This window comes from Amycolatopsis azurea DSM 43854, from assembly GCF_001995215.1.
Taxonomy (GTDB): Bacteria; Actinomycetota; Actinomycetes; order Mycobacteriales; family Pseudonocardiaceae; genus Amycolatopsis; species Amycolatopsis azurea.
Map to the genome: position 1 here is coordinate 418,273 of NZ_MUXN01000002.1, position 12,820 is coordinate 431,092.

A 12,820-nucleotide genomic window follows, 5' to 3' on the forward strand; every position below is an offset into this window, starting at 1 on the left:
GTGTCGGTTATTATCCGACACATTACTTTGCGTAGTCATCCGAGTGTCGAAGGTGGCCGGAGGTCGAGCGGGAAATGTCCTCTTTGCTGTCACTTTGCCGGGAAGGCGTGGCTGGCTGCAACGTATGGTCCAAGATCGGTAGGCCATTCGAACCAAATCAACGGAATCCGTATTCCTCCGCGCGGCCGGGCGACTTAACCTTGCGTGATTCTTCGCCTGAATGGTCACTGGGGAGCAAGATGAAGTCCACGCCGTTGTTGTCGCGCGCCCGAAAAAACTCGGAGCGACTGCTCGACGTCCGATGAAAGAACCCGGCTGCGTCAGCCGATTCGACATCCACGCCCGGCAGTCGCCTGGCCGGATCGCGGTCTTCGAACACGGCACCGAGTTCACCTACGCCGGGCTAGCCGGGCTCGCGGGCGGCCGTGCGTCGCGGTTGCTCGACGCCGGTGTCCGGCCGGGGGAGCGGGTCGGGCTCGTCACCGGGCACGGCAGTGCCGCGATCGCGGCGATCTTCGGCACCCTCGCCGCGGGCTGCACCTACGTCCCGCTGGACCCGACCTTCCCCCAGGAGCGTCTCGAGCACCAGCTCGCGGCCGCGCGGGTGACCGCCGTGCTCGCGGATCCGGACTACATCGAGCTGGCGGAGTCTTTGTGCCGCAACGGATCCGCCCGGCTCGTGCGCGTGGGCACGGAGACCGCGCCGCTCCCGGTACCCGAGTCCGATCCGGACAGTCCGGCGTACGTGCTGTTCACCTCCGGGTCCACCGGCAGGCCGAAGGCCGTCGCGCAGACCCACCGCAACCTCCTGCACGTCGTCGACAACCAGATCGCCGCGCTCGGCATCACCGCGGCCGACCGGCTCAGCCTGCTCGCGTCGTTCGGCTTCGACGCGGCGATCCCGGACCTCTACCCGGCACTGCTCAGCGGTGCCGCGCTCGTGCCGATCGACCTGCGCGCGCACGGTCTCGCCCACGCCGCACGCGAGCTGGCCCGACACGAGGTGACCGTCTACCACTCGACGCCCACGGTCTACCGGCACCTGCTCGACGTCCTCGGCGACACCGGCCTCCCGTCCGTGCGGACCGTGCTGCTCGGCGGCGAGCAGGCGACCCACGCCGACGTCCGCCGCGGCCGGTTCGCGCCGGAGTGCGTGTTCGTCAACGGCTACGGCGCCACCGAGGTGACCTTCGCCGCGCACTATCGGACGACCGCCGCCGAGCTGGGCACGGACGCCGACGGTCCGCTGCCGATCGGGCGCGCGCTGCCCGGGTTCACGCTCACCGTGCTGGACAGCGGCGAACTCGAAGTGCGCGGGCGGCACCTCGTCGACGGCTACCTCGACCAGCCGAGCCCGGCGTTCGGGGTGACGGCCGACGGTGGCCGTCGCTATCGGACCGGCGACCTCGGACGGCTGCTGCCGGACGGGAACCTCGTCTGCCTCGGCAGGCTCGACCGGCAGGTCAAGGTCCGCGGCTTCCGGGTGGAGCTGACCGAGATCGAGGCCCGGCTCGCCGAACAGCCCGGCGTGACCGAAGCCCGTGCGATCGTGCGCGACGGCGACCTGCTCGCCTACGTGACCGCGGCCGGTCCGCGTCCGGACGGCCGGGTGCTGCGGGCCGCCCTGGCGGACGTCCTGCCCGGCTACTCGGTACCCGCGGCCGTCGCGGTACTGGACGGGTTTCCGTTGACCGTCACCGGAAAACTCGACGAACTGGCGCTTCCGGACCCACGGGCGGCCGAGGCCACCCCGGCCGAGCGGCTGTCCCCGGCCGAGGAACGCGTGCACCGGATCTGGTGCACGGTGCTGGGCCGCGACCGGGTCGGGCGCACCGAGGCGTTCTTCGACGCCGGCGGCGACTCGCTGCGGCTCGGCCGGGTACAGGTACGGCTGGCCGAAGAGTTCGAGGTGGAGGTCCCGCTGCTCGCCCTGTTCGAGCGCACGACGATCGCCGGGCAGGCTGCCTGGCTCACGGAGTCCACTTCGGACACTCCGGCGCCGGTTACCGAGGACGAGCAGGCCGGGGACCTCATCGCCGTCGTCGGGCTGGCCTGCCGGTTCCCGGGAGCGCCGGACACCGCCTCGTTCTGGTGGAACCTCTGCGCGGGCACCGACTCGATCCACGACTACGCCGACGACGAGCTGGCGGCGCTGGGCATCGGGCCGGGCCTGCGGGCCGACCCGGCGTACGTGCGGTCGGGCGGCCGGATCGAGGGTGTCGAGGAGTTCGACGCCGGGTTCTTCGGCTTCACCGCCGACGAGGCCGCGCGAACCGACCCGCAGCACCGCCTGTTCCTCGAAACGGCGTGGCAGGCATTCGAGGACGCGGGACGCGACCCCGCCGCCGAGACCGGGCCGGTCGGGGTGTTCACGGCCACCTCGGTGAACCGCTACTTCCTGTTCCACCTGTTCGGCAATCCGGCGGTGACCGGCGACGTCGACCCGGACGACTGGGAGGGGCGGCTGACCGGCCGCCAGCTCACCGATCACCTGCCCGGTCAGGTCGCCTACCGGCTCGGGCTGACCGGGCCGGCGGTGGCCGTGCAGAGCGCGTGTTCCAGCTCGCTCGCGGCGGTGGCGCTGGCCGCGCAGAGCCTCTCGGACTACCGGTGCGACGTCGCGCTGGCAGGCGGGGCGAGCGTGACGTGGCCGAGGTACCGAGGCGGCGGGCTCGTCTCGCCCGACGGCCGGTGCCGCGCGTTCGACGTCGCCGCGGCGGGCGCCGGGTTCAGCTCGGGTGCCGGGGCGGTCGTGCTGCGACGGCTGGCGGACGCGCTCGCCGACGGCGACCACGTCTACGCCGTGCTGCCCGGCTGGGCGATCACGAACGACGGTCCGAACCGCGCGGGCTACGCCGTGCCGGGACCGGCCGGGCAGGCGGCCGCGGTCGCCGAAGCGCTGGCCGTCGCGGAGGTCGACCCGAACGAGGTCGCGCTGCTCGAAGCCCACGGCAGCGGCACCCCGCTGGGCGACGCGATCGAGGTGGCCGCGCTCAACCGCGTCTACCGGGACGCGCAGCCGGAAACGTGCGCGCTGGGCTCGGTGAAGACGAACATCGGGCACCTCGACGCGGCGGCGGGCATCGCCGGGCTGATCAAGGCCGTGTTGTCCGTGCGGCACGGCGTCATCCCGCCGAGCCTGCACTTCACGGCCCCGCATCCGGAGGTCGACCTGGCGGGCGGTCCCTGGTACGTCCCGGCGAAGGCCACCGACTGGCCCGACCGCGAGCGGCGGGTGGCCGGGGTCAGCTCGTTCGGTATGGGCGGCACGAACGTGCACATGATCGTGGAGGAGGCCCCGGCCGTCCCACCACGGCAGGCGGCGAGCGGTCCGTTCGTCCTGCCGGTGTCCGCACGTGACGCGAAGGCGTTGCGCGAGGCGGTGTCCCGGCTGCGCGACCGGCTCGCCACGGACGCGCCGGACCTCGGGGACGCGGCGTACACGCTTTCGGTCCGGCGGGGGTTCGCGTGCCGGGCCGCCGTGGTGGCGGACTCGGTCGCGACGGCGGTCGCCGCGCTCGATGCGTTGCTGGCGAACGGAACCGACGTCGAAGGCCCGGCCGGAGCGATGCGGGACCTGGCCGTCCACTGGGCCGAGGGCGGCGAGTTCGAGTGGGGCGCGGGCGGCGAACCCGGCCGCGTCCCGTTACCGGGTTATCCGTTCCAGCGGGAGCGGCACTGGATCGACCCACTGCACACATCCGATCAGGGGAGCCCTCGGTGACCGACACGTTGCCCGTCGCGGGCGGCCATGGCCCGCCACTGTCCTATCCGGACACCACGCTCACCGGGCTGATCCTCGCTCAGGCCACGCGCACCCCGGACGCCGTCGCCGTCCGGCAGGGTGACTCCCGGCTCACGTACCGCGAACTGGTCGCGTCGGCGACCGGCGTCGCCCGACTGCTCCGGTCCCGGGGCGCCGGGCCCGGTACCCGCGTCGGCGTCTGTGCCGATCGGCGGCCGGAGCTGATCTCGACCGTCGTGGGCGTGCTGCTGTCCGGTGCCGCCTATGTGCCGCTCGAACCCGGCGGCCCGAAGGCGCGGCTGGCCGAGATCGCCGCGGACGCCGGGGCCTCCCTCGTCGTCGGTGATCGCGCGCGGGCCGAATTCGGTGCGATGGAAGGCATCGAGGCTCTCGACGTGCCTCCGCCCGCGAACGGGTCTGTCGAGTCCGTCGAGTGTCCCGCCGGGCCGGAGGATCTCGTCCACCTCCTCTACACCTCCGGCTCCACCGGCCGCCCCAAGGGTGTATTGACCAGTCATCGCAACGTGGTCGCGTTCGTCACCGGGTTCGCCGCCGCCCTCGGGCTCCGGCCGGGCATGCGGACGCTCGGGATCTCCTCACTCGCCTTCGACGCCTTCACCATGGACGTGTTCGTCCCGCTGGCGCACGGCGGATCGGTCCAGCTGGCAGGCGCCGCCGACCGGGCGGACCCCGAACGGCTGCGGCGGTTCCTCGTCGAGCACGACGTCGAGTGGGGTTTCGTCACGCCGACCCTGCTGTCCATGGTGGACCCCGCGGCCGTTCCCGGCTGGCGCGTCATCGCCTGCGGTGGCGAGCCGGTGCCCGCGGACCTCGCCGCGCGCTGGCTGCCGGGCCGCCGGTTCTTCAACGCCTACGGCCCGACCGAGACCACCGTCGTGGTCGTCACCGACGAGGTCACCGGCATCCCCGCCGATCCACTGCCGCTGGGCCGCCCGACACCGAACCACCGGGCGTACGTCGTGGACGCCGAACTGCGGCCGGTCGCGCCCGGCGAGATCGGCGAGCTGCTCATCGGCGGCCCGGGCCTCGCGCAGGGCTACCTCGGCAGCCCGGAACTGACCGCCGCGAAGTTCGTCGACGACCCGGTCACGCCGGGCGAACGGCTCTACCGCACCGGCGATCTGGCGCGCGAGCTGCCTGACGGCCGTCTCGAGTTCGCCGGCCGCGCCGACCGGCAGGTGAAGGTCCGCGGCCAGCGGATCGAGCTGGGCGAGGTGGAAGCCGCGCTCACGGCGCACCCGGACGTCGACGCCGCCGCCGTGACGGCCGTCCCCGGACCGGCGGGCAACCGGCTGGTGGCCTTCCTGACCCCGGTGTCCGCACCGTCCGATGTGGACGCACTCGGCCGGGACCGGCTCACCGCGGCGATGCGCCCGGCCGTGATCCGGGTGCTCGACCGCCTGCCCCTCAGCCCTGTCACCGGCAAGATCGACCGGCCCGCGCTGCGCGAGCTGGCCGAAGCGGCGCTGGCGGGACAACGGGAGGACCTCGGCCCGCTCGGCACCCCGGCCGAACGCGCGGTCGCGGCCATCTGGCGGCGAGTGCTCGGCGACGGCGCGGGGACGGACTTCCTGGCCTCGGGCGGGAACTCGATCGCCGCGATGCGCCTGGTCGCGGCGCTGCGGGCGGAGCTGGCCGCGGACGTCGCCACGGAGGACGTCCTGGCCGGCGGCACTCTCGACGGGCTCACCCGGCGGGTCGCGGCCGCGTCGCCGCTGACCGGGCCGGGGCTGACCACCGGGCACCCGCCCGCACTGTCCCCGCCGCAGCGACGGCTGTGGTTCCTCGACCAGCTCGCCCCGGACGCCGCGCCGTACAACATCGCGATGGCGTTCCGGCTGACCGGCGCGCTGGACGCCGACGCGCTGCGCCGCGCCCTGCGCGCGGTCGCCGAGCGGCACGACGTGCTCCGCTGGCGGATCCGGGCCGTCGACGGCGCGCCGCTGGCGGACCTCCTGCCGCCGTCGGACGTTCCGCTGCCGGTGACGCCGGTGACCGAAGACGGGCTGCGGGCCCGGCTGGCCGCCGACGCCGCGACGCCGGTGCACCTCGACCGCGAGGCTCCCTGGCGCGTGCGGCTCTACCGGCTCGGCGAGACCGAGCACGTGCTCGGCTTCACCTTGCACCACGCGGTGTTCGACGGCTGGTCGCAGGACCTGCTCTGCGCCGACCTGTCGGCGGCCTACCGGGGCGAGCCGCTGCCGCCGACGGAGGCGTCCTATGCGGACTACGCGGTGTGGCGGGCCGGACGCGACGCACGCCGGGAGGCCGTCGACGTCGCCTGGTGGACCGGGCATCTCGCCGGAGCACCGTCTACAGTGGACCTTCCCCGGGACCGGCCGCGTCCGGCCGTGCAGACCTACCGGGGCGCGAGCCTGCGTCAGTCCTTTCCGGACGGTGCAGTCGAGTCGGTCCGGGCACTGGCCGCCCGCACCGGCACGACCCGCGCCGGGGTGCTGCTCGCCGCGTTCGGCCAGCTGCTGCGGCGGCTCACCGGCGCGACCGACCACCTGGTCGCCACGGTCGTCGCGGACCGGCAGCTCGCCGAATGCCAGGAGGTCGCGGGGTTCTTCGTGGACATCGTGCCGGTGCGGCTGCGGGCCGACGACGCCGCGGACTTCGCCACGCACGTCCGCGAGGGCGGCGCGGAACTCCTTGCCGCGACAGCACATCCGGCCGCACCGGTCGAGCGGCTCGTCGAGGCGCTCGGCGTGCCCCGCGATCCCTCGCACGCCCCGCTCGTGCAGGTGATGTTCAACGTCCTGAACTTCACCGAGCCGCGGCTGGACCTGCCCGGCGTGGCCTCGGCGTGGCTGCCGGTCGACAAGCCGGGGTCACCGTTCGACCTCACGGTGTACGTCCACGACGACGGCGTCGAACTGCTGTACAACCCGGACCTGTTCGACCACGCCCGGATGGCCGGGCTCGCCGAGGACTACGTCGCCCTGCTCGACGCGCTGACCGCGGCGCCGGACGCACCCGTCGGGACGAGCGTGCCGGAGTTGCCGCGGGCGAGCGTCCGCACCGTCGCGCCCGCCGCGACGACCCGCGCCTTGGCCCGGCCGACGTCGGTGGTGGTCGCGGACCCGGCGGCGCTCGCCGCCACCGAGGCGGTGATCGCTCGTGCCTGGTGTGACGTCCTCGGCGTCGCCGAAGTCGGGCACACCGACAACTTCTTCGACGTGGGCGGGCATTCGCTCGCCCTGGCCCGGGTGCACGCCCAGGTCACCGCCCGGCTCGCCCGCCGGATCCCGATGGTCGACCTGTTCAGCCACCCCACCGTCCGTGCCCTCGCCGCGCATCTGCACTCCGGCGGCGGCGCCGTCCCGGAACTGGCCCGCGCCGCCGAGCGCGTCGCGGCCCGCCGCGGCCGCACCCAGACCAGAAGACCCCGTCGCACCGCCGGCCCGGCCGGTCCCGGATAGCCAGTTCGGCGGAGCTGCGACGCGCCTCACGAAAGGGACATAACACGTGAACCCGCCCCGGCCGAAGGCCCCGCTATCGCGGTGGCAGGGCGCCTCCGTCACCAACATGAGAGGTAAGACCAGGTCGCGCCCTGCCGACGCGATCGCGGACGCGGGTTCACCAACGGACACTGATAGGAGCACCACCGTGAACCACCTCCCCGAAACCGGCACCGGCGATCCCGGAGCCGAACCGATCGCGATCGTCGGACTGGACGTCCGCGTGCCCGGCGCGCGTGACGCGCGGCAGTTCTGGCGCAACCTCGTCGACGGCGTCGAATCGATCGTGCCCGCCACCCGTGAGGAGATGATCGCCCGCGGCGCCGCACCGGACACCGTGGACGATCCGAGCTGGGTGAACGCCACCGCCGTGGTCGACGGCTTCGACGAGTTCGACGCGGAACTGTTCGGCATGACCAGCCGCGAGGCCGAGATCACCGACCCGCAGCATCGGCTGTTCCTCCAGTCGTGCCATGCCGCGCTGACCGACGCGGGCTACGACCCGGCCCGCTTCGACGGCGCGATCGGCGTCTACGGCGGGTCAGGCGGCACCGGCTACCTGACAGAGAACCTGTTGCGCAACGAGCGGCTCCTCGCCTCGCAGCACGGCGGTATCGGCATCTCGACCGGCAACCAGCCGAGCTACCTGACGACCTCGGTGTCGTACAAGCTCAACCTGCGCGGCCCGAGCCTCGCGGTGTTCACCGCCTGCTCGACGTCGCTGGTCGCGGTGCACCTGGCCTGCGAGGCGCTGCGCAACGGCGAGTGCGACATGGCGCTGGCAGGCGGGGTCAACGTGGAGATGCCGCACGGTGTCGGCTACATGGGCGTCGACGGCTTCACCTCGCCGGACGGCCACGTGCGCGCGTTCGACGCCGACGCCAACGGCACGGTCTGGAGCAGCGGCGTCGGCGTCGTGCTGGTGAAGCGGCTTTCACAGGCGATCGAGGACGGCGACCACATCCGGGGCGTCGTGCTGGGCAACGCGATCAACAACGACGGCGCCACCAAGGTCGGCTTCTCCGCGCCCAGCGTGTCCGGGCAGACGGAGGCGGTCGCGCAGGCCGTCGGCATGGCGGGCGTCGATCCGCGCACCATCGGCTACGTCGAGGCGCACGGCACCGGCACCGCGCTGGGTGACCCGATCGAGATCACCGCACTGTCCACTGTGTACGGAAACGGGGTCGCGGACACCGGCTGGTGCGCGATCGGCTCGGTGAAGTCCAACATCGGCCACCTGTCGCAGGCGGCGGGCGTGGTCTCGTTGATCAAGGCCGTGCTCGTCATGGAACACGGGCTGATCCCGCCGACCATCAACTACCAGGAACCCAACCCGGGCATCGACTTCCCGGCGAGCCCGTTCTACCCGGCGCGCGAGGTGAAGAAGTGGGAGGCGGGCCCGGTGGCGCGGCGGGCGGGTGTCAGCTCGTTCGGCGTCGGCGGCACCAACGCGCACGTCGTGCTGGAGGAGGCGCCGGTCCTCGGGCGGCGCCGGACGCCGCACCCGGCGCACCTGCTGCGGGTGTCGGCCAACACCGCGGAAGCGCTCTCGGCCGCGGTCGACGGGCTGGCCGAACGGCTGGCCGTGGACGTCGACCTCGATCTCGCCGACGTGGCCCACACCCTGGCCGCCGGGCGTACCGAGTACCCGCACCGCGCGGTCGTCGTCGCCCGTGACCCGGAGGACGCTGTCGACGGGCTGCGCGACTCCCGGCGCCTCGTGTCCGCGCGGGCCGGGGAGACGAACGTGGCGTTCCTCTTCCCCGGACAGGGTTCCCAGTACGCCGGGATGGGCACCGAGCTGTACGACGCCGAGCCGGTGTTCGCCGCGGCCGTCGACGAATGCCTGCGGCTGCTCGAATCCGAGCTGCCGGAGCTGCGCGACCTGATCTTCGGACGCGGTGGTGAACAGGCGCTGCGGGAAACCCGCGTGACCCAGCCCGCGCTGTTCGTCGTCGAGTACGCGCTGGCGAAGCTGTGGCAGAGCTGGGGCGTGCGACCCGCGGCGATGATCGGTCACTCGGTCGGCGAGTACGTCGCCGCCACCGTCGCCGGGGTCTTCACCCTGCCGGACGCGCTGAACCTGGTCGCCACTCGCGGCCGCCTGATGCAGTCGATGCCCGCCGGGGCGATGCTGGCCGTCCAGCTCGACGAGGAGAGCGTCGCCAGGCGGCTGCCGGGCACCCTCGCGGTCGCCGGGGTGAACGGGCCCGGCACGTGCGTCGTGGCCGGGCCGTCGGACGCGGTCGCGGACTTCGCGGCGACGCTCAGGGCCAGCGGCGTGCAGTGCCGCGAGCTGGTGACCTCGCACGCGTTCCACTCGCCGATGATGGACCCGGTCCTCGCCGAGTTCACCGAGGCCGTCGCCGCCGTCGCCCGCACCGCGCCCGCGCTGCCGTTCCTGTCGAACGTCACCGGCGACTGGATCACCGACGCCCAGGCCACCGACCCCGCCTACTGGGCCTCCCACCTGCGTCAGGCCGTCCGGTTCGGCGACTGCGTCAAGACCCTGTTCGCGCGGGGCGGCCGCTGGGCGCTCGTCGAATGCGGCCCGGGTCACCAGCTGTCCGGGCTGTCCCGCGGGCAGGTCCCGAAGGGAATGCCCGCGCCGCAGCCGAGCCTGCCGGGCCGGACCGAGCGCTCCGGCGACGTCGAAACACTGTATGGCGCCGCCGGTCTCTTGTGGGCCAACGGGGTTTCCCTGGAGCCGGGGACGTTCGGCGCGCCCGGCAACCGGGTACCGCTGCCCGGCTACCCGTACGCGCGCACGCGCTACTGGGTCGACCCGGACCCGATCACCGACACCCTGCCCGCGCGGTCGACCGGCCCGCTGCCCTTGTCCCAGTGGTTCGCGGTCCCGGCGTGGCGTCAGGCGGAACCGGACCTGAGACGCGAGCCCTTCGCGAACGCGCTCGTCTTCGCCGCCGACGGTGTCCTGCCCGGACTGCTGCGCGACGCGGGTGTGACGGTCACCGAGGTGCGTCCCGGCGACGGGTTCACCGCGGCGGAGACCGGCTTCACCGTGCGGCCCGGGGTGCGCGAGGACTACGACGCGCTCGTGGCCGCGCTGCCCGTCCGGCCCGAGCGGATCGTGCACGCCTGGACGCTGGTGCCGCGCGACGAGCGCGGAATGGCGGCCCAGGACCACGGGTTCTTCAGCCTGCTCAACCTCGTCCAGGCCTGGGGCGAGCCGGTGCGGATCGACGTGCTGAGCACCGGCACCGCCGACGTCACCGGCACCGACCTGACCAGCCCCGAGCACGCGACCCTCGCCGGCATCGCCAGGGTGGTGCCGCTGGAGGTCCCGGGCACGGTGGTGCGCCGGATCGACGCCGACGTGGCGCACCCGCAGGACGCCGTCGCCGAACTGTTCCGCCCGGCTGACGCGGCGGCCGAGGTCGCGCTGCGGGCCGGCCGTCGCTGGGTGCTGGACCACACCCAGATCGAACTGCCCGCGACCACCGAGCCGGTGCTGCGCGACGGTGGCCGCTACCTGATCACCGGCGGGACCGGCGGCATCGGCATCACGCTCGCCGAGGACCTCGCCCGCCGGGTCCGGGCGAAGCTCGTGCTGCTCGCCCGCACCGCGCTGCCGCCGCGGCTGGAGTGGGACGCGCACCTCGCCACGCACGGCGGCACCGACCGCGCCGGGCGCACGATGCTCGCCGTGCGGCGGATGGAGGCCGCGGGCGCGGTGGTGCACGTCGCCGCCGCCGACGTCACCGACGCGGCGCGCCTGCGCGAAGTGCGTGAGCTGGCCGAGCGCGAGTTCGGTGGCCTCGACGGGATCGTGCACGCCGCCGGGACGCCCGGCGGCGGCGTCGCCGAGGTGAAGGAGCGAGCCGCGGCCGAGGCCGTGCTGGCCCCGAAGATCGCCGGGACGCTGGCTCTCGCCGAGGCGTTCGCCGACCTGCCGATGGACTTCGTCGCGCTGTGCTCGTCGATCACCGCGGTGGTCGGCGGCATCGGGCAGGTCGACTACTGCGCCGCCAACAACTTCCTCGACGCCTACGCGCGGGGCCGCCACGGCTGGCGGGCGCGGCTGGTCTCGCATGCCTGGGGTGGCTGGGACGAGGTCGGCATGGCCGCCGAGGTGGCCGCACCCGCCACGATCCGCACCGCCCGGTCGCGGGCACTCGGCCCGGTCGAGCACCCCGTGCTCACCACGCGCACCGAGGACGGCGCACACGGCCTCGTCTCGGCTGCCACGCACTGGCTGCTCGACGAGCACCGGATCGCCGGGGTACCGGTGGTACCGGGCACGGGACACCTGGAGACCGTCCGCGCGGCGGTGGCCGCGGCACTGCCGAAACCGGGTGACGGGCACGTCGTCGAGCTGCGGGACGTCGCGTTCCTGGAGCCGTTCGGCGTCCCGGACGGCGCCACCGCGGAGTACCGCGTGGAGTTCGACGGGGACGACTTCACCGTGACCAGCCACATCGCCGGTGCGAGCCGGACCCACGTACGTGGCTCCGCCGGGTGGATCGCGGCCGGGGCGACGTCCACTGTGGACATCGAGGCGGTGACCGGGCGGACCGAGCCGATCGACGACGGGCACGGCTTCGGCACCGGCCGCACCAGCATGGTCACCTTCGGCCCGCGCTGGGCGGCGCTGCGCGAACACCGCATCGGCGCACAGGAGGAACTGGCCACGATCACGGCTCCCGAGTCGGCGGCGGGCGACGTCGGCGTGTGGGGGCTGCACCCGGCACTGCTGGACGTCGCGACCGCGTTCGGCCGAGGCCGGGGGAGCGGGACCTACCTGCCGATGAGCTACGGCCGGATCGTCGTGCACGACGTGCTCCCGGCGAGTTTCCGCAGCCATCTGCGCTACCGCGACTCCGGCGGCGACCAGGTCGTGGCGGCCGACCTCTCGCTGTGCGACGAGACCGGCCGCGTGCTCGTCACGATCGAGGACTTCGTGCTGCGCCAGGTCGATCAGGACGCCGTCGGCGGCGGCCTGACTTCGAAGCCCTCCATGTCCACTGTGGACACGGGGTCGACGTCGACCGGGATCCGGCCGGTGGACGGCGCCGAGGCGTTCGTCCGGGCGCTGGCCCCCGGCCTCGGCGGGCAGGTGGTGATCACCACCCTGCCGGTGCGGGAGCTGATCGAGCGCCAGGTCGGTGCCGAAGAACTGGAGGAACCCGGCGAAGCGACGGTGACCGTGTCGGAGGACGACTACGTCGCCCCGCGCACCGACCTGGAGGCCGAGATCGCCCGCCAGTGGACGGAGCTGCTCGGTGTGGAGAAGATCGGCGTGCACGACGACTTCTTCGCTCTCGGCGGCAACTCGCTGGTCGCCATCCAGCTCATCGCCCAGGTGCGCAAGGCCACCGGCACACGGCTGGCGATGAAGACGCTGTTCGAAGCGTCCACAGTGGCCACCTTGGCCGAGCGGATCGAGGAGTTGCGCGCCGGCAAGACCGAGGCGCCCGCCGAACCCGCCCGGACCACCATCCCGAAACTCGAGCGCTGAGCCGTGACTGCCATTGGGTGCGTCCGGTCCGTGAAGGCCTCCTTGAGGGACCCAGAGTCCCTCAAGGAGGCCTTCACGGACTTGGCACCCGACAGGACAACGTTGCCGCAA

3 protein-coding genes are annotated in these 12,820 nt (G+C 73.5%); all 3 read left to right on the forward strand.

Features of this window, described 5'->3' with window-relative positions; translation table 11 throughout:
- Positions 1 to 301: 301 nt before the first annotated feature.
- Positions 302 to 3,724, forward strand: coding sequence for an AMP-binding protein (locus tag B0293_RS04250; RefSeq protein ID WP_005151646.1), 3,423 nt, complete (start codon positions 302 to 304; stop codon positions 3,722 to 3,724).
- Positions 3,721 to 7,191, forward strand: a complete 3,471-nt coding sequence (locus tag B0293_RS04255) for a non-ribosomal peptide synthetase (RefSeq protein WP_005151647.1) — start codon at positions 3,721 to 3,723, stop codon at positions 7,189 to 7,191. Before B0293_RS04250 ends, B0293_RS04255 begins: the two co-directional genes overlap by 4 nt.
- A 187-nt stretch (positions 7,192 to 7,378) precedes the next feature.
- Positions 7,379 to 12,709: a type I polyketide synthase gene (locus tag B0293_RS04260; protein WP_005151648.1), complete on the forward strand. Its 5,331-nt coding sequence runs from the start codon at positions 7,379 to 7,381 to the stop codon at positions 12,707 to 12,709.
- Positions 12,710 to 12,820: the final 111 nt, after the last annotated feature.